The sequence below is a fragment of the Chenggangzhangella methanolivorans genome, from assembly GCF_019797865.1.
Classification (GTDB): domain Bacteria; phylum Pseudomonadota; class Alphaproteobacteria; order Rhizobiales; family Methylopilaceae; genus Methylopila; species Methylopila methanolivorans.
This window is the reverse complement of record NZ_CP081869.1, coordinates 2,698,470-2,717,252: the sequence shown is the minus strand read 5'-3', so window position 1 is coordinate 2,717,252 and position 18,783 is coordinate 2,698,470. Positions and strand designations below refer to the sequence as shown.

The following is an 18,783-nucleotide window of genomic DNA, read 5'->3' as shown; positions in this document are numbered from 1 at the left end:
TGACGGCCTCACGACATGCACTATAACTCAAACTTATATTGAGGGTGCAAGCCGCCGGGTCGATCGTCCCCTGATCGACGACCGCCGGATGCGTTGAGCCCCATGTCGACAGACCGCTACTCGATCTTCTCCCTGCTGCGCGAAACCCTGCGCGGCCACACCGGCTGGAAGCCCGCCTGGCGCAGCCCCGAACCGAAGCCGCATTATGACGTCGTCATCGTCGGCGGCGGCGGCCACGGGCTCGCGACGGCGCACTACCTCGCCAAGACCTACGGCGTGCGCAACGTCGCCGTGCTCGAGAAGGGCTGGATCGGCGGCGGCAATGTCGGGCGCAACACCACGATCGTGCGCTCCAACTATCTGCTGCCCGGCAACATCCCGTTCTACGAACATTCGATGAAGCTGTGGGAGGGGCTGGAGCAGGACCTCAACTACAACGCGATGGTCAGCCAGCGCGGCATCCTCAACCTGTTCCATTCCGACGGGCAGCGCGACGCCTACGCCCGCCGGGGCAACGCCATGCGCATGCACGGCGTCGACGCCGAACTGGTCGACGCGCCGGAGCTGAAGCGCATCCTGCCGATGCTCGACTTCGACAACGCCCGCTTCCCGATCAAGGGCGCGCTCCGCCAGAAGCGCGCCGGCACGGTGCGCCACGACGCCGTCGCCTGGGGCTACGCCCGCTCGGCGGACGGCTTCGGCGTCGACATCATCCAGAACTGCGAAGTGACCGGCTTCCGCATCGAGGACGGCCGCATCGAGGGCGTCGAGACCAGCCGCGGCTTCGTCGGCGCGTCGAAGGTCGGGCTCGCCTGCGCGGGCAACTCCTCGCGCGTCGCCGCCATGGCGGGCCTGCGCCTGCCGATCGAGAGCCACGCGCTGCAGGCCTTCGTGAGCGAGGGAATCAAGCCCTTCATCGACACGGTCTGCACCTTCGGCGCGGGACATTTCTACGTCTCGCAGTCCGACAAGGGCGGCCTCGTCTTCGGCGGCGACATCGACGGCTACAACTCCTACGCCCAGCGTGGAAACCTGCCGACCGTCGAGGACGTGCTGGAAAGCGGCATGGCGGTGATGCCGGCGATCGGCCGCGTGAAGCTGCTGCGCTCCTGGGGCGGCATCATGGACATGTCGATGGACGGCTCGCCGATCATCGACACGACGCCGGTCGAGGGCCTCTATCTCAACGCCGGCTGGTGCTACGGCGGCTTCAAGGCGACGCCGGCCTCGGGCGACTCGTTCGCCCATCTCATCGCCAAGGACGCTCCGCACCCGGTCGCGACCGCCTACCGCCTCGATCGCTTCGCCACCGGCCGGACGATCGACGAAAAGGGCGTCGGCGCCCAGCCGAACCTGCACTGAGGGGGCAGACGATGAGACAGGTTCACCGTCATCCCGGCCGAAGCGGCGACGCCGCGCAGAGCCGGGATCGCCTTCCGAACAAAGCGCCTTTCCTGATTACGATCCCGGCTCTCCGCTTCGCTGCGGCCGGGATGACGGCGGGTATTTGACCCATGCGCATCGCTTGTCCCTATTGCGGCGCCCGCGGCGTCGACGAGTTCTCCTATCTCGGCGACGCGACCGTCGTGCGTCCCGACCCGGCCGCGGAGACGGCGCTCGCCGACTTCGTCGACTACGTCCACACCCGCGAGAATCCGTTCGGCCGCCACCGCGAGCTCTGGCAGCACGCGTCCGGCTGCCAGTCCTGGCTGGTCGTCACCCGCGACACCCGCACCCATGCGATCGAGGCCGTCGAGGTCGCCAAGGACGTCGCGCTCGCCCGCGGAGAAGCCAAGTGAGCCAGTCGCATCGCCTGCCCGCCGGCGGCCTCGTCGACCGCGCCAAGAGGCTGTCGTTCAGCTTCGACGGCAAGACCCTCGAGGGCCACGCCGGCGACACGCTGGCCTCGGCGCTCGTCGCCAACGGCGTCAAGCTCGTCGGGCGCTCGTTCAAGTATCACCGCCCCCGCGGCTTGGTCTCGGCCGGCGCGGAGGAGCCGAACGGCCTGGTCGAGCTCCGCACCGGCGCGCGGCGCGAGCCGAACGTCAAGGCCACGACCGCCGAGCTCTATGACGGCCTGACCGCGCAGAGCCAGAACCGCTGGCCTTCGCTCGCCTTCGACCTGATGGCCGTCAACCAGCTCGCCGCGCCGATGTTCACGGCGGGCTTCTACTACAAGACCTTCATGTGGCCTGCGGCCTTCTGGGAGAAGCTCTACGAGCCGCTCATCCGCCGCGCCGCGGGTCTCGGCAGTCTCTCGGGCGAGGCCGATCCCGACGAATATGAGAAGGCGACCGTCCACTGCGACGTGCTGGTGATCGGCTCGGGCCCTGCGGGCCTTGCGGCTGCGCTCGCCGCCGGACGCTCGGGCGCTCGCGTCGTGCTGGCCGAAGAGGACTTCGCGCTCGGCGGACGGCTTCTCGCCGAGCGCCTGACGGTCGGCGGCGTCCCGGCCGCGCAATGGGCCGCGCAGGCGGAGGCCGAGCTCGCCGCGCTGCCCGACGTGACGCTGCTGAAGCGCACGGCCGTGTTCGGCGTCTATGACGACGGCGTCTACGGGGCGATCGAGAAGGTGGCGGACCATCTGCCGGTTCCGGCGCCCCATCAGCCGCGGCAGCGCTACTGGCGCATCGTGGCGAAGCGGACGGTGCTCGCGGCCGGCGCGATCGAGCGTCCGATCGCCTTCGGAAACAACGACCGCCCGGGCGTCATGGCGGCGGGCGCCGTTCGTTCGTATCTCAACCGTTTCGGAGCGGCGCCGGGCCGGCGCGCGGTCGTCTTCGCCAACAATGACGACGCCGCCCGCACGGTGGCGGACCTCGCCGCGGCCGGCTGCGAGGTCGCCGCGGTGGTCGACGCGCGCGGCGACGCGACGGCGCTTCAGGCGGCGGCCAAGGCGGCGGGCGCCACCCTGCTGTTTGGCGGCCAGGTGGTGGAAGCCTTGGGCCGCGGCGCGGTGGCGGGCGCGCGGATCGCCTCCGCCAAGGGCGGGACGCTCGACGTCCCCTGCGACCTCATCGCGGTCTCGGGCGGCTGGAACCCCTCGGTGCAGCTCTCCTCCCACCACGGCGCGAGGCCGCGCTGGGACGATCGCCTGGCGGCGTTCCTGCCGGGCCAGGCGCCCGCCGGCATGGCGGTGGCGGGCGCGGCGTCGGGCGCCTTCGGGCTCGCCCAGTGCCTCGCCGAGGGCGCGCAGGCCGGACGGGCGGCGGCCGAGGCAGCGGGCTTCTCCGGCGGCGGCTTCGACCGTCCCGACGTCGAGCCGGAGCCCGAAGAGGTCTACGGCGCGGGTCCCTGGCGCGTCTCCGGTTCCAAGGCCAAGGCCTTCGTCGACTTCCAGAACGACGTCTCGGTCAAGGACGTCGAGCTCGCGGCCCGCGAGGGCTTCGTCTCGGTCGAGCACCTGAAGCGCTACACCACGCTCGGCATGGCGACCGACCAGGGCAAGACCGGCAACGTGCTCGGCCTCGCGATCATGGCCGAGGTCACGGGCCGCACGATCCCGCAGACCGGATCGACGCTCGCCCGCTCGCCCTTCGCCCCGGTCGCGCTCGGCGCGCTCGGCGGCGCCCACCGCGGCAAGGAGTACCGGCCGACCCGCCTGCCTCCGAGCCATTTCTTCGCCGAGGAGCAGGGCGCGGTCTTCGTCGAGACCGGCCAGTGGATGCGCGCGGCCTATTTCCCGCAGGCCGGCGAGAAGGACTGGTTCGAGTCCATGGTCCGCGAGGTCACGACGGTCCGCACCAAGGTCGGGGTCTACGACGCCTCGACGCTCGGCAAGATCGACGTGCAGGGTCCGGACGCCGGCGCCTTCCTCGACCGCGTCTATACGAGCGCCTTCTCCAAGATGCCGGTCGGCAAGGCCCGCTATGGCCTCGCGCTGCGCGAGGACGGCTTCGTGCTCGACGACGGCACGATCGCGCGGCTCGCCGAGGGCCACTACTACCTCACGACCTCGACGGCGCACGCCGCGCAGATGATGCGCCATCTCGAGTTCTGCCGTCAGTGGCTGTTCCCGGAGCTCGACGTCCACCTCGCCTCGATCACCGACCAGTGGGCCAAATACGCCATCGCCGGACCGCGGGCGCGCGACGTCGTCGCGGCGCTGGTCGACGAGGGCAATGACGTCTCGAACGAGGGCCTGCCGTTCCTCGGCGTGAAGGAGCTCACCGTCTGCGGCGGCGTGAAGGCGCGGCTGTTCCGGCTCTCCTTCTCGGGCGAGCTCGCCTATGAGCTCGCGGTTCCCGCCCGCTACGGCGACGCCATGATCCGCGCCATCGTCAAGGCGGGCGAGCCGTTCGGCATCTGCCCCTACGGCGCCGAGGCGCTCGCCGTGATGCGCATCGAGAAGGGCCACGCCGCCGGCCCCGAGATCAACGGCCAGACGACCGCCGGCGATCTCGGCATGACGGGCCTGCTCTCGACCAAGAAGGACTTCGTCGGCCGCACGCTCGCGACGCGCGACGGGCTCGTCGATCCGAACCGGCCGACGCTGGTCGGCCTGCGGCCGGTCGACCGGACCGCGCGGCTGCGCGCCGGCGCCCATCTCGTGAAGCGCGGCGTCCAGCCGGTCGCGGCCAATGACGAGGGCTATGTGACCTCGGCGGCCTATTCGCCCTCAAACGGGCACTGGATCGCGCTCGCGCTGCTCTCGCGCGGGCCGGAGCGCATGGGCGAGATCGTCCGCGTGTTCGATCCGGTGCGCGACGGCGACGTCGAATGCGAAGTGGTCTCGCCCTGCTTTGTCGATCCCGAAGGAGCGCGCCTCCGTGCCTGAGCCCCTGATCGCCCGTTCCGCGCTTCGCGCCCATGTCGCGCCGGCCTCCGCGCCGGGCTCAGCCCCGGGCGCGCGCCTGCGCGAGGTCCAAGATGTGCTGGTCGCCACCGTGGCGGCCTTCAAGGGACGCGAGGACGAGCTCGCCGCCGCTGTCCGCGAACGCTACGGCCTGGATCTTCCGGCCGGCCCCGTGCGGGCTGCGGCCGGCGCGAGCGCGTTCATCGGCGCGGGGCCCGGCAAGTGGCTGTTCGTCTCGAGCGACCCTTCGGCCGATCCCTCGGGGCTGCCGGCCGCCGTCGTCGACCAGTCGGACGGGCGCACGACGCTGTCGCTCTCGGGGCCTGCGGCGCGCGAGATCCTCTCCACGCTGGTCTCGATCGATCTGCATCCGCGCGCCTTCGGGCCCGGCGCCGCCGCCGCGACCCATGCGAGCGGCGTCGCGGTCCATCTATGGCAGGTCGACGACGCTCCGACCTATGAGATCGCGGTCTTCCGCTCCTACGCCGCGACCCTGTGGCGGTGGATCGCCCATGCGGGGGCGGCCCGCGGGATCGACGCGGCGCTCTGACGTGTCCGTGTTCGCCTAAAAATTAGGCGGGCGGGGCGTCCCGTCCTCCCTGGTTGCGCATGGCGCGCGCAGCCGCGTCCCGCCTTGGTGGCGCCGCAACATGAAAAATCTTCGGCCGGCCGTCGCCGGCCATGCACATGCGCGATGCGTCCTCGACCGATTCCAATCCCAAGTGGGTGTGAGAACGTAGAGATACGTCTCTTGACTTCTCCAGACGCCGATCTGCGTCCGAGGCGTGGCGGCTTTCTGAAGATTATGCGGCGGCCCGCATCTGCCGCGACTTGCCAATATCCAAAGCCTAACAGAAGTTAAGTGTTGATGGTCTTGCCACACTACAAAGTGTGACAAAAAAGCATCTTCGCCGCGCTACGCGCTCCAAGCTTAAAAATCGGGCTCGACTTTCGACCGGGGTGGGCCGATTTTCACTGGCAACCGCCTGAGCGTGTTTAAGAATCGGGGACTTCAGATGAACAAGACTTTCGGCTTTACCCTTAAGGCCCTTGCCGGCGTCGCCGGCGCCGCCCTCATCGCGGGCAGCGCGACCGCGGCCGATCTCGCCGCTCCGGAGCCGGCGGTGATCGCCGAAGTTCCGTCCGTGATCGACGTCGCCTTCGGCGTCGCCGGCGTGACCGACTACACCTTCCGCGGCCTCTCGCAGAGCCAGAGCGACCCGGCGATCCAGGGCTACGCTGAGCTGCAGGCGTACGGCTTCTACGCCGGCGTTTGGGCCTCGAGCGTCCAGTTCAACCAGCCCTTCCAGACCGATCCGTCGGCCGAAGTCGACTTCTACGCTAGCGCTATCGCGCCACCCTCGGCCCGGTCGCCATCGACGTCGGCGGCCTGTACTACTGGTACCCGGGCGAGCGCGACAACACCGCCCGCTTCGCCAACCTCCGCGAGCTGGACTACTGGGAGCTCTACGCCAAGCCGTCCGTGACCTTCATGGACGTGTCGCTGACGGTACCGGTAACATCTACTGGACCTCCGACTACGCGAACGTCAGCGGCGACGGCCTGTACCTCTCGGTCATCCCGAAGGTCTCCATCCCGGTCGACGCCTTCCCGGACCTCGGCTTCTACGTCTCGGGCGAGCTCGGCAAGCAGTGGGTGAAGCGCGAGAAGTTCGGCGCGTTCCTCCCCGACTACCTGACCTGGAACGTCGGCGCCGGCGTGACCTACAAGGCCATGACCCTCGACGTCCGCTACTCGGACACCGACCTGAGAAGGGCGAGTGCTTCGCGTACACCGGCTTCTCGAAGTCCTGCGACAGCCGCGTCGTGGCCAAGCTCTCCTTCGACACCTCGCTCTCGAAGCTGAAGTGATCGGCTGAGACCCTAACGGTCTCTCCAGAAACGCCGCGCTCTTCTGGGCGCGGCGTTTTTCTTTGCGCGGGGTCCCTCCGGGACCGCCGCAGCCTCATGAAAAAGGCCGCGTCGGGATCGCTCCCGGCGCGGCTTTTTTCATGAGAGCGTGATGAAATCGGTCCGGCTCGCCTCAGCCGTCATGCCCGGCGGCGGCCGGGAGTCCACGACCTTCTGGAATCGTGGAGCGCTGCGCCGAAGTCGTGGATGCTCGAGCAAAGCTCGGGCATGACGGCCTGGAGCGGAGCTGCGCTCCTTTGGACCAGCCGCTCCAGGCCGCTCGAAAGCCCCCGGAGCCGCTCGCGGGCCGCCGGCCGAACGGGCTCCCCCGGCCGCCGACGCCGCGTCGCCTGGCTCAGGCGCCTTCCTTGAGCTTGGCGTTGCACTGCGAGTAGTAGCCGCCGCCCTTGGCGATCCAGTTCGGCTGCTCGACGCCGGCCTCCTTGTTGGCGCGGTACTGGTCGAGGCAGGTGTGCATCCGCGCCTTGCCGGGCGTCTCGGTGGAATATTTGTCGGAGACCGAGGTCGGGAACGACAGCTTGCCGCCGGCCGCGGGCTTGGCGGCCGACGTCGCCTTCGGGGCGGGCGTGCCGTTGGGCGCGGTCGTCGTGGTCGAGGGATTGGGCTTGGCGGCGGTCGAGGCGGGCTTGGCCTCGACCTCCTTCTCGGCGGCTGCGGCGTCGGCCTCCGAGGCGTCGTCGTCGGCGCATTCGGCCTTGCGGAAGTCGTTCCACTTCATGCCCTTGAGGGCGTCCTTGGCCTTGGCGTCCTGATATTTGGCGCTGCATTCCTTCATGGTGAGTGCCTGGGCCGGCGCGCTGGGAAGGCTCAGGGCCGCGGCGAGCGCGATCGCCGAGCAGAGGCTTAACGAGCGGAACATGCGACATCGTCCTTCTGGCGGGCGGCCGGTTTCGGCCGCTGGGAGACCGCGGCGAGGCCTCGCTCGGGCCGCCGCGGAATTCGTATCAGATCGACTATAGGTCGGCGGAAGTCGCCGGCCACGGCGCCTTCGCAGGCCCTCAGGCCGCCGGCGGCTTGAGCTCGCCCTCGGGGCTCTGCTGGTCGACCGTCTGGGGAAGCTGTCCGGCGAGCAGTTCGAGCGCGGTGTCGACGGGCACGCCGAGCTTGGCGGCGATCGCGCGCACCTGTTCGTTGTCGAGCGCGCTGCGCAGGTCCTCGACCGTGATCGGCTCGTTCTCGCCGCGGCCGAGCCACGACTTCACCTGCTGGCCGTAGCCCGAGCTCTGGAGCTGGTCGAGCACGCCCTGCATGCCGTTCGGGAACACGCGCTCCAGCAGTCCCGGAAGCGCCGCCGCCCCGGCCTGGGCGATGGTGTCGCCGAGCGAGCCCTTGATGGAGTCGAACAGTCCCATGCCGGTTTTCCTTCGGAAATGAAGACGTGCTTTTACGGCTCCCGCGCGACAATCCCGCGGCGGAGCCGTAATTAAGAAAGCCTTGACGCGCGATGGCAAGCGGCGGCTCAGGCCCGCGCCGCCTGGACGAGCCGCATGCGATCGCCCGCGATGACGAGCCCGGACAGGATCCCGGTGCGAAACGCGCCCGTGTCGAGGTTGAGGCGATGGGGATGGCGAAGGTCGACCGGCGCGGTCGGCGTGTGCCCATGGATGACCGCGACGCCCTCTGGATAGGGGCCGGGGCTGTCGAGGAAGGGCCAGCGCGTCCACATCAGCGTGCGGTCCTGCTGGCGCGCGAGCGGCGTCTCGGGATCGAGCCCCGCATGGACGAAGAACAGATCTGCGAGCCGGAAGCTCGTCGGCAGGCCCGACAGCCAGTCGATGAGCCCGTCGCGTTCGAGCGCCTCGCGCAGGCGCCTGGGCCAGTCGGCGTCGTCGGCGGAGACGCCGAAGCTCAGGAGCGTCTCGCGGCCGCCGAAGTCGAGCCAGGCGTCGCGCGCCTCCGGATCGCCCGAGGCTGCGCTCAGCATCCGGTCCTCGTGATTGCCCGTCAGCGTCACCGAGGCCGCAGCCGGCAGCAGGGCCGTCATCCCGGCTTTGGCGCGGAGCAGCGCCCGGCGGCTCGCGGGGCCGCGGTCCACGAGGTCGCCGAGCTGGACGAAGGTCGCGCGGTCGGCGCCCGCGAGCTCCTCGGCGAGCGCGCCCATGAGGGCCTCGAACAGGTCGTCATGGCCATGGACGTCGCCCACGGCCGCCACCGCCTCGCCGGGAGGCAGGGTCCGGATCGCAGGGCGCCAGTCGGAGCGGGGGAGGTAGATCGCAGCCATCGGGGCTGAATGCCACGAAAACGAAAAAAGGTCCGCGCCGGAGCGCGGACCTTCCCGGATTCAGGAAGCGACCAGGGTCACTTCACGATCATGACCACGACCTTCTGGCCGGCGGCGGTGTCGAGCTCCTTGGCGTCGAGCGTGCCGTCGTTTCGCGGCGCGCAGGATCGACAGCCACTCGTCCACCGAGGGTGTCGTCGCCGTCCTTGTTGGCCTTCTTCCAGTCCTTCTTGGTCAGGCGACCCTCGGTCTCCTTGCTCTCGAGCGTGGTGTCGCCGTCCGGGTTGATCTCGGCGAACAGCTTCGAGCCGGCATGGATGACCTCGGCGATGTCGAGCGTGCCGTCATTGTCGGCGTCGATCGTCTTGATGACTTCCTCGCCCGTCATCTTGGTCTGGGCGAGCGCAGGAGTGGCGACGAACGCAGCGGCGACGAGCGCGGCGGCGGCGGCGAACCGGTAAGTCATGATCTTCTCCCAATAATAATAAGAAGCGAGCCGCTACATCGTCGGAATCAAGCGATGTTTGACGTCTATCGCATTGACGTCACTTAGCTGACCTTGAACTAATAAGAAACAAATAAACAGCAACGGTCTGCGACCTGGCGCCGCGCCGGTCTTCGCGGCGGGCGCCGCGATCTTCGAACGGTTCAAAACAGCCCCGGGACATCGCTGGCCGAACGCCGCGCGACCTGTCGAAACTGCAGGCTGTCGGGTCCCTGTCAGGCCGTACGGCTGAAAGCCGCCCGACGCGCCCGCGCGTCCAGTCGGCGCCGCGCCGTCCTGGCGCGGCCCGCGAGCGGTCGTCCGATCTGAGGCGCCCCGAGCGTGGTCAGGCCGGCTTGGCGGCTCCGTTCGAGGCTGGCTTGGCGGTGCGCGCCGGCGCGGCGGGCTTGGCCGCGGCGGAGGTCGCCGGCGCCTTGGCGGGCTCCTTCGAGGCGGCAGCCGCAGGCGCGGCCTGCGCCGAGGTCTCGGGGGCAGACGTCGAGGCCGCCGCAGGCGCGGCAGGTTTGGGCGCCGCCGCCTTGGACGCCGCAGGCTTGGACGCAGCGGACTTGGACGCAGCGGGCTTGGGCGGAGCAGCCTTGGGCGCCGCCGCCTTCGCCTCCGCGACGGCCGGCGCCTTCGCCGTCCGAGCAATCGCGGCCTTCGTCGCGGCAGGCTTCTTCGCAGCAGCCTTCTTCGCAGCAGCCTTGGGCGCCGCGGACTTCGGCCGGCGTCTTGGCGACCTCGGGCGCCGGCGTCTTCGCGGCAGCCGGTTCGGGCGCCGCCGCCTTGGCGGGGGCAGGAGTCTTGGCAGGGGCAGGAGAATTGGCGGGCGCAGTCGCCGGCTCGCCGGTCACGATCGGGGCGACCGCCGGAACCTCTTCGGCCGAAGCGACGCCTTCGCTCTCCTTCGGCCGCAGGGCCGGCGCCGGGTCGGCCTTCGCGGCCTGCGGTTCGGCGGCCTTTGCGGCGGGCTTGGCCGCGCGCGGCTCGTTCGACAGGATGAAGTCGCGGATGCGCGGCGCGATCTCGGAGCGGAAGCGCGAGCCGTTGAACACGCCGTAATGGCCGACGCGCTCCTGCAGGTAATGCACGCGCTTCTCGTCGGAGAGGCCCGAGCACAGCTTGTGCGCGGCCTTGGTCTGGCCGACGCCCGAAATGTCGTCGCGCTCGCCCTCGACCGTCATCAGCGCGCAATGGGTGATCTTGGAGCAGTCCACCGGCTTGCCGCGATGGGTCATCTCGCCTTTGGGCAGCGCCTGGCGGACGAACACCGTGTCGACGGTCTGCAGGTAGAACTCGGCCGAGAGGTCCATGACGGCCATGTACTCGTCATAGAACTCGCGGTGCTTCTCCGCGGAGTCGCCGTCGCCGTCGACGAGATGGTTGAAGAACTCGTAGTGGGCCGACATGTGGCGGTCGAGGTTCATGCTCACGAAGCCGGTGAGCTGCAGGAAGCCTGGATAGACCTGCCGGCCGACGCCGGGATGGGGCCAGGGAACCACCGTGACGACGTTGCGCTGGAAATATTCGGTGCCGCGATCGATCGCGAGCTCGTTCACGGCGGTCGGGTTCTCGCGGGTGTCGATCGGCCCGCCCATCAGCGTCATGGAGCGCGGGCTGTAATGATCGCCCTCGGCCTCCATGCGGGCGACCGCGGCCAGCACCGGCACCGCCGGCTGGCACACCGCCATGGCGTGGCACTCGCCCTTCAGGAAATGGAAGATCGAGATCAGGTAGTCGATGTAGTCGTCGAGATCGAACGCGCCCTCGGAGAGCGGCACCAGGCGGGCGTCGGTCCAGTCGGTGACGTAGACGTCGTGGTCGGGCAGCATGGCCTCGACCGTGCCGCGCAGCAGAGTCGCATAATGCCCCGACATCGGCGCGACGATGAGAAGCTTCGGCTGGGGCTTCGCGCCCGGCGGCAGGTCGCGCTCGAAGCGGATCAGGTCGCAGAACGGGCGGCTCCACACCACCTTTTCCGTGACGGCGACGCGCTGGCCGCGCACCGGCGTCGTGGCGATGCCGAATTCGGGCTTGCCGTAGCGCCGCGTCGCGCGCTCGAACATCTCGCACATCGCGCCGATCTTGCGGCCCCATTCGGTGTGCGAGGCCGGGTTGACCGGATTCTTGAAATAGATCCGGTAGGCGTCGGCGAGCGCGCGGGCGGGGCCGAGGGAGGCCTGCGCCGCCTCGAACATCCAGTAGAGCGGCATGGTGGTGGCGGAGCCGCCCCAGTCGGCGCCTTCCGGGGCGCCGCCGAATTCGCCGATGCCGGCCGTCTTCTTGTCACGCGCCATTCAACCCTCGAGCCATGTTGCGCTGCGGGATAGGCTGACGATTCTCTTTATCGCCTCATCCGTCAATGGGTCCTTCCGTGGGGGGCCGTTCGACGGGCGGCTTCGCGCGGGACCCGCGGCCGGATAAAGTCGCGCTCATGCCGAACCCCGCCGCCCACGCCGACCGCCTCGTCGCCTATCCCGACTTAAGGCTCGACACGCTGATCCGCCTCAGGTGGCTCGCGGTCATCGGCCAGTCGTTCGCGGTGCTTGGGGTGCATTTCGGCTTCGGCTTCGTGCTGCCGGTCGTGCCGTGCCTGCTGGCGATCGGCGCCTCGGCGGCGCTCAAACATCGGCCTCCGGCTCGTATTTCCCGTGACCCATCGCCTGCGCGGCCTGCCGGCCGCGCTGCTGCTCGGCTACGACGTCGTTCAGCTCGCGGCGCTGCTGTTTCTCACCGGGGGCTCGAAAACCCGTTCGCGATCCTGTTCCTCGCGCCGGTGATGATCTCGGCGACCGCGCTGCCGCCCTTCACCACGGCCACGCTCGCGCTGGCGGCGGCCGCCTGCGCGACGCTTCTCGGCTTCTTCCACCTGCCGCTGCCCTGGCCGGGCGGCGACCCGATCGAGATGCCGTTTCTCTATGTGGCGGGCATCTGGATCGCGCTCATGCTCGCGATGGCGTTCATCGGGACCTACGCCTGGCGGGTGTCGGAGGAGAGCCGCGCGCTCTCCCAGGCGCTCGCCGCGACCGAGATCGTGCTCGCGCGCGAGCAGCATCTGTCGGCCCTCGACGGCCTGGCGGCCGCCGCCGCCCACGAGCTCGGCACGCCGCTCGCCACCATCGCGCTCGTGGCCAAGGAGCTCGAGCGCGCGCTGGTGCCGGGCCCCCACGACGAGGACATGACGCTCCTGCGCGAGCAGGTGGCGCGCTGCCGCGACATCCTGAAGAAGCTGACCTCGCTCGACGAGGAGGGCGCGCCCTTCGACAGCATGGAGATGGCCCATCTCATCGAAGACGTGGTGGCGCCCCATCGCAATTTCGGCGTGGAGCTTGCGGTGACGTTCCGCGGCGAGGGGCCGGAGCCGCGCTGGCGGCGCAATCCGAGCGTTCTTTATGGCCTTGGCAACATCGTCGAGAACGCGGTCGACTTCGCAAGCGCGCGCGTCGAGATCACGGCGCGCTGGAGCCAGGCCCAGGTCGAGATCACGGTCGAGGACGACGGGCCGGGCTTCGCCTCCGACGTGATGGCGCGGCTCGGCGAGCCCTATATGTCGCGCCGCGAAGCCGACCGGCCGGCCACGATGGAGGGCGGGGGACTGGGCCTCGGCTTCTTCATCGCCAAGACCCTGCTCGAGCGCTCCGGCGCGCGGCTCTCGCTCGGCAACCGGGCGGCCCCGGCGACGGGCGCGCGCGTGACGGTCGTCTGGCCGATCGAGCGCTTCGACGCGGCCGCCGCGCGCCTTGCAGGCGGGGCCGGACGCCCGGCGAGCGCCGCCGCCGCGCCCGACTCCGCCTGAAACGTCTGAGCCGCGCCCGAAAGAATTGACGCTTCGCGCGTCTGTTGATACGAGACGCCCAATCGCGGCGGGCCCCTCGGCCCGCCGCTTACGTTTTCGCGCTTCCGCGCATCCGCCCCAGGCGGGCCTCCTAGCGAGGCCCCGCGGGACGGCGAACGTCTCGAAGGACCGTTTCGCAATGGCCAATACGCCCTCGGCCAAGAAGGCCGCCCGCAAGATCGCCCGCCGCACCGTCGTCAACGGCGCCCGCCGCAGCCGGATGCGCACCTATCTCCGCAAGGTCGAGGAGGCGCTCGCCTCCGGCAGCCAGGACGACGCCCGCGCGGCGCTCAAGGCCGCCGAGCCGGAGATCATGCGCGCCGCCCAGAAGGGCGTGCTGCACAAGAACACGGCCTCCCGGAAGGTCTCGCGGCTCGCCGCGCGCGTGAAGGCTCTCTCGGCCTGACGCGACACTTAGACGACGACAATTTGACGTTGCAAAACCCGGCCGCGCGCCGGGTTTTGTCGTTTAAGTCCGCTAAATGACGGCGTCCTAAGGGTTAATGCGTACGCAGATTCCGTCTTGACTCGCATATTCGGCTGAATCGCAACTCATGCGAGTCTGGGCGCCGTCGGCGGGCAGAAAAATAGCTTATGATTCAAATTGTTAGGACTAGGACACGCCGGGGAGGTTTGAATCCGGGGGTCCGCGGGCCTGCTTCGCGACGCGACCATGAAAAATGTGGCGAAAGATTCACGGACCGAGTCGATCACGGCGCAGCAATGATTTTGCTGGCTATCGAGGATGTTTAGGGGAGTCGCCCCTTGGGCCCCTACGCAGTTGCGGAACGGGCCTGACCGATTCGTTTCCGGACGGCCATTGCGTCCCCAAAATCCCCTGTGTATCTTTCAGCTCATGGAGACGGCGGAACTAATCTTTAACTAAAGATATCGTCGAGCCGGTCTTCCTTAAATAATCGCAATGGGTGTCTGAGACTTCCCGGCGCCGCTCTCGCGGGTGATGTCGGGATCAGGAGGCGCTTGTCTTCAAGCGTCTTTGAGTAAACCGCCAGGGCGGGCGGTTCGGAAATCCAAACAAGATCTTGCAGTTGGGGCGTCGGCCGTAACGGCCGACGATAGCGGGCGCATGTCTCATTTTCTTCCCTATGCCGGAGACGTCTCTCCCTCCGACGCGTGGGACTCTCTCAAGGCCGACGGCCGCGCCGCCCTCGTGGACGTGCGCACCGTCGCCGAATGGTCTTTCGTCGGCGTCGCCGACCTTGGGACGCTGGCCAAGCGCCCCATCTTCCAGGAATGGCAGAGCTACCCGACGATGCAGGTCGATCCGGGCTTCGCCGACAAGGTGGCGGCGGCGCTCGAAGCCGCCGGCGCCGGCGAGGACGCTCCGGTGTTCTTTCTGTGCCGCAGCGGCGCGCGCAGCCAGGCGGCCGCCGCCGCGATGGCGGCGCGGGGCTTCACGCAGTGCTTCAACGTTTGGGCGGCTTCGAAGGGCCGCTCGACGGCGCGCGGCGCCGCGGCTCGACCGCCGGCTGGAAAGCCGACGGGCTGCCCTGGATGCAGTCCTGAAGCCGCCCTGACGCGCCGTCGTCCTTCCTTTTCGCCTCGACCGTCCAATCCTCATTTCGACGTTTTCCGGAGAGATTCGATGCTCCCTGCGCCGTCCGCATTTTCCAGGACCGCCGTCTCCGAGACCCGCGCCTCCGACGCGACCGACGCCGCCTGGCGCCCGATCGCCGGTCGCCTGCGCGAGGAATATGGCGAGGACGTCTTCACGAGCTGGTTCAAGGGCGTCGCGCTCGAGCGGCTCGAGGACGGCGTCGCGCATCTGAGCGTCCCGACCCGGTTCCTGAAGACCTGGATCCAGGCGCATTACGCCGAGCGGATTGCCGCGCTCTTCGCCGAGCATGAGCCCGATGTCGGCCGCGTGGCGATCTCGGTGCGCAGCGCCGCCGCCAAGCTCGCGGCCCCGAGCCGCGACGTCGTCGTCGCGCCGGCCCCGGTCGAGCAACCCGAAACGCGGTCGGTGACGCCCTTCCCGCTGTCGCCGCGGGTCGATCCCAATCGCCTGCAGGGCTCGCCGCTCGACCGGCGCCTCACCTTCGAGACCTTTCTGGCCGGCCGTTCGAACGCGCTCGCCTACGCCGCCGCGCGCCAGATCGCCGACGCCCGTCCGGGCGACGCGGTGCAGTTCAACCCGCTGGTGATCCATGCGAGCGTCGGCCTCGGCAAGAGCCACCTGCTCCAGGCGACCGCCCACGCGGTCGAGGCCTCGGGCCGGCGCGTGCTCTATCTCACGGCCGAAAAATTCATGTTCGACTTCGTCGCGGCGCTCAAAGCCCAGACGGCGCTGTCGTTCAAGGAGAAGCTGCGAGCCATCGACCTGCTGGTGATCGACGACCTCCAGTTCCTGCAGGGCAAGACCGTGCAGCAGGAGTTCGGCCACACGCTGAACGCGCTGCTCGACGGCGGCCAGCAGGTGATCGTGGCGGCCGACCGTCCCCCGGCCGAGCTCGAGGGCGTCGACGAGCGCCTGCGCTCGCGCCTCGCCGGCGGCCTGACGCTCGAACTCGGGGCGCTCGACGAGGAGCTGCGCGCCAAGATCCTGAGCGTGCGGATCTCCGCCGCCAAGGCCGTCCACTCGCGCTTCGACGTGCCCGAGGACGTGATCGCCTATGTGGCCCGCACCGTGACGGCGAACGGCCGCGACCTCGACGGCGCGGTGAACCGCCTGCTCGCGCACAACACCCTCACCGGCTCGACAATCACGGTCGAGATGGCCGAGACCGCGCTGCGCGACCTCATCCGTCAGGTCGAGCCGAAGCGGGTCAAGATCGAGGACATCCAGCGCATCGTCGCCAAGCACTACCAGGTGAGCCGCGCCGACGTGCTGTCGTCGCGCCGCACCCAGAACGTGGTGCGTCCGCGCCAGGTCGCGATGTATCTGTCGAAGGTGCTGACGCTGCGCTCGCTCCCCGAGATCGGCCGGCGCTTCGGCGGGCGCGACCACACCACGGTGCTGCACGCGGTGCGCAAGATCACCGAGCTCGTGAAGACCGACGGCGCGCTGAAGGACGAGCTCGAGCTGCTGACCCGCATGCTGATGGAGTGAGGGTTCGAGCGCCCGGGCAAGCCCGGCGCTCGAGCATGCGGGCCGCCCGTGCAAGCCGGAGCGCCCGAACCTCCGTCCGTCATCCCGGCCTTGAGCCGGGATCCAGAACCGAGACGCGGCGCAAATAGTGCGCGACGCCGGCGTTCATGGATCCCGGGACAAGCCCGGGATGACCGTTTGCGGTTCCGGCGCTTGACGGCCAGGCAGGGCGCGTTCGTCGCCCCGCCGCCCAACTCCGTTTACTCCGCCGCCTGCGAGGCGGCCTCGCGCGCCGCGCGGCGCTGGGTCACGAAGCGGTCGATCTCGTATTTGAGCGCGGTGGTGTCGTTGGCCGGCGCCCAGGCGCGCACGCTGAGCTCGATCGCGTCGCCATAGCCGGTCTTGGTGATGAGCGGCGCGGGCGCGGCGAGCGCGCGCGGGTTCTGCTCGAGGAAGCTCGCAAGGTCCGCCATCGTGGCGTCGGCGTCGCCGTTGACGGCGCTCACCGTCGTCTCGACGCGCCGCGTCGGATAGGCCGAGTAGTTCACGAGCGCGGTTCCCCAGACGGAGGCGTTCGGGATCAGGATCTTCACGTTTTCGGGCGTCGCGAGCTCGGTGAAGAACAGGCTGAGCTCCTTCACGACGCCGGCCTTGCCCGCGACCTCGATCTGGTCGCCGACCCGGAACGGGCGGAACAGCAGCATCATCACGCCGGCCGCCATGTTGGAAAGCGTGCCCTGCAGCGCGAGGCCGATGGCGAGCGAGGCCGCGCCCAGCACCGCGAGCAGGCTCGTGGCCTGGATGCCGACGAGCTGCAGCATCGCGATCAGCACGACGGCGAGCAGCCCGTAGCGCGTCAGGCTCGACAGGAAGCTCGCGACGGTGACGTCCATGCGCTTCGACGCCATCAGGCCGCGATAGACGCCGGCCGAGGCGAGGTTGGCGACCCAGAAGCCGACGAAGGCGAGCAGCAGCGCGCCCAGGACGTTCATGCCGTAGACCACGACGAGATTGGTGAGGAACGTGAAGTCGATCGGGATTTGAGGCATCGAGTCTCCTTTCGCGATGCGGCCCCGCGATCGCGCGAAGGATCGAGCGCGTCGGGTCGGCCAGGCGTTGGGCGAAGGTCTAAACCTAGGCGCTGTCGCCGGCTTGTCAGGCCCCGCCGCGTCAATCCGCGCGTGGCCGGGCGCGACGGAGCCGCGCGCGCCCTTGCCTAACGCCGGTCCGCTGGGGCAATGTCCGCAGTCCCTAGGCGATCCCCATCGCACCTGCGGCCGAAAGCGACGTCGCCCAAGACGCGCCGGACGGCCACGCCTCTACGGAGCGGGACGAACATGCGCGTGACCCTCGAGCGAGCGGCCCTGTTGAAGGCTCTCGCCCATGTCCATCGCGTCGTCGAGCGGCGCAACACGATCCCGATTCTCGCCAACGTGCTGCTGCGCGCAGGCGACGGCGGCCTCAAGCTGCAGGCGACCGACCTCGACCTCGAGATCGTCGAGCGCGTCGCGGCCGAGGTCGCGCAGGGCGGCGCCACCACGGTGCCGGCCCACACTTTCTACGACATCGTCCGCAAGCTCCCCGACGGCAGCCAGGTCGCGCTCGAGATGACGGGCGAACGCGGCCAGCTGACGATCCGCGCCGGCCGTTCGCGCTTCACGCTGCAGACGCTGCCCGACAGCGACTTCCCCGACCTCGCCGCCGGCGAGCTGCCGGTGCGCTTCGAGATCGGAGCGGCGGATCTCCGCCGCCTCATCGACAAGACCCAGTTCGCGATCTCGACCGAGGAGACGCGCTATTATCTCAACGGCATCTATCTGCATGTCGCGGACCTGCCGGGCGGCGCGACGCTCCGGGCGGTGGCGACCGACGGCCATCGGCTGGCCCGCGTCGAGCTCGCGGCGCCGTCCGGCGCCAAGGGCATGCCGGGCGTGATCGTGCCCCGCAAGACCGTCTCGGAGATCCAGCGCCTCGTCGAGGATCCCGAAGGCCTGGTGGCGGTCGAGCTCTCGGCCACCAAGATCCGCGTCTCCTTCGGCCAGGCGGTGCTGACCTCGAAGCTGATCGACGGCACCTTCCCGGACTACAACCGCGTCATCCCGACGGGCAACGACAAGCGCCTCACCGTCGACCGCGCGGAGTTCGCGAGCGCCGTCGACCGCGTCTCGACGATCTCGTCGGAGCGCGGGCGCGCCGTGAAGCTGTCGCTCGCCGACCGCAAGCTGGTGCTGACGGTGACGAACCCGGATTCGGGCAACGCCACCGAGGAGATCGAGGTCGACTACGACAGCGATCCGCTCGATATCGGCTTCAACTCCCGCTACCTGCTCGACATCGCGAGCCAGCTCGAGGGCGACACGGCGCTGATCCGCCTCGCCGATCCCGGTTCGCCGACGCTCGTCCAGGACCGCGACGACGCGCCGGCGCTCTACGTGCTGATGCCGATGCGGGTGTGAGGCGAAACG

General features: G+C 69.4%; 14 protein-coding genes and 1 pseudogene. 9 read left to right on the top strand and 6 right to left on the bottom strand.

From position 1 onward, the window contains the following. The first annotated feature begins 102 nt into the window (after positions 1-102). The 5 genes from K6K41_RS14325 (at position 103) to K6K41_RS14305 (ending at position 6,282) form a co-directional block, all read left to right on the top strand. Positions 103-1,362, top strand: coding sequence for a sarcosine oxidase subunit beta family protein (locus tag K6K41_RS14325; protein WP_261405580.1), 1,260 nt, complete (start codon positions 103-105; stop codon positions 1,360-1,362). 152 nt (positions 1,363-1,514) lie between these two features. Next, entirely contained in the window at positions 1,515-1,799 is a 285-nt protein-coding gene (locus tag K6K41_RS14320) for a sarcosine oxidase subunit delta (protein ID WP_261405579.1), read from the top strand. Continuing rightward, positions 1,796-4,777 (top strand): sarcosine oxidase subunit alpha family protein, encoded by a 2,982-nt coding sequence (locus K6K41_RS14315; protein WP_261405578.1) that lies wholly within the window; start codon positions 1,796-1,798, stop codon positions 4,775-4,777. Before K6K41_RS14320 ends, K6K41_RS14315 begins: the two co-directional genes overlap by 4 nt. Continuing rightward, a complete protein-coding gene (locus tag K6K41_RS14310) occupies positions 4,770-5,345 on the top strand; it encodes a sarcosine oxidase subunit gamma (protein WP_261405577.1) in 576 nt (191 codons plus the stop codon). The genes K6K41_RS14315 and K6K41_RS14310 overlap by 8 nt, the downstream gene beginning before the upstream one ends. Before the next feature lie 466 nt (positions 5,346-5,811). Beyond that, on the top strand, positions 5,812-6,282 hold the full coding sequence (locus K6K41_RS14305; protein ID WP_261405576.1) for a TorF family putative porin: 471 nt from the start codon (positions 5,812-5,814) through the stop codon (positions 6,280-6,282). Between the two features lie 778 nt (positions 6,283-7,060). On the opposite strand, the gene K6K41_RS14300 is transcribed toward K6K41_RS14305, so the two are convergent. The 5 genes and pseudogenes from K6K41_RS14300 to K6K41_RS29515 form a co-directional block, all read right to left on the bottom strand. Beyond that, entirely contained in the window at positions 7,061-7,585 is a 525-nt protein-coding gene (locus tag K6K41_RS14300) for a hypothetical protein (protein WP_261405575.1), read from the bottom strand. Positions 7,586-7,724: 139 nt separating this feature from the next. Further along, positions 7,725-8,078, bottom strand: a complete 354-nt coding sequence (locus tag K6K41_RS14295) for a YidB family protein (protein ID WP_261405574.1) — start codon at positions 8,076-8,078, stop codon at positions 7,725-7,727. A gap of 107 nt (positions 8,079-8,185) precedes the next feature. Continuing rightward, positions 8,186-8,947 (bottom strand): metallophosphoesterase, encoded by a 762-nt coding sequence (locus K6K41_RS14290; protein ID WP_261405573.1) that lies wholly within the window; start codon positions 8,945-8,947, stop codon positions 8,186-8,188. A gap of 88 nt (positions 8,948-9,035) precedes the next feature. After that, positions 9,036-9,413, bottom strand: a complete 378-nt coding sequence (locus K6K41_RS14285) for a hypothetical protein (RefSeq protein WP_261405572.1) — start codon at positions 9,411-9,413, stop codon at positions 9,036-9,038. Between the two features lie 1,013 nt (positions 9,414-10,426). Continuing rightward, a pseudogene (locus tag K6K41_RS29515) lies at positions 10,427-11,731 on the bottom strand (polyhydroxyalkanoate depolymerase); the annotation flags it as partial. 137 nt (positions 11,732-11,868) lie between these two features. Here K6K41_RS29515 and K6K41_RS14275 point away from each other — a divergent pair. The 3 genes from K6K41_RS14275 to dnaA all read left to right on the top strand — a co-directional run bounded on the left by K6K41_RS14275 (position 11,869) and on the right by dnaA (position 16,339). Then, positions 11,869-13,230: an ActS/PrrB/RegB family redox-sensitive histidine kinase gene (locus K6K41_RS14275; RefSeq protein ID WP_261405570.1), complete on the top strand. Its 1,362-nt coding sequence runs from the start codon at positions 11,869-11,871 to the stop codon at positions 13,228-13,230. A gap of 178 nt (positions 13,231-13,408) precedes the next feature. Further along, complete coding sequence (gene rpsT / locus K6K41_RS14270; protein WP_261405569.1) at positions 13,409-13,675, top strand: 30S ribosomal protein S20; 267 nt, start codon at positions 13,409-13,411, stop codon at positions 13,673-13,675. 1,200 nt (positions 13,676-14,875) lie between these two features. Further along, positions 14,876-16,339: a chromosomal replication initiator protein DnaA gene (gene dnaA, locus K6K41_RS14260; protein ID WP_261405568.1), complete on the top strand. Its 1,464-nt coding sequence runs from the start codon at positions 14,876-14,878 to the stop codon at positions 16,337-16,339. A gap of 239 nt (positions 16,340-16,578) precedes the next feature. On the opposite strand, the gene K6K41_RS14255 is transcribed toward dnaA, so the two are convergent. Next, positions 16,579-17,367 (bottom strand): mechanosensitive ion channel family protein, encoded by a 789-nt coding sequence (locus tag K6K41_RS14255; RefSeq protein WP_261405567.1) that lies wholly within the window; start codon positions 17,365-17,367, stop codon positions 16,579-16,581. A 288-nt stretch (positions 17,368-17,655) separates the two neighbouring features. On the opposite strand from K6K41_RS14255, the gene dnaN reads away from it, so the two are divergent. After that, entirely contained in the window at positions 17,656-18,774 is a 1,119-nt protein-coding gene (gene dnaN / locus K6K41_RS14250) for a DNA polymerase III subunit beta (protein WP_261405566.1), read from the top strand. The last annotated feature ends 9 nt before the right edge of the window (positions 18,775-18,783 follow it).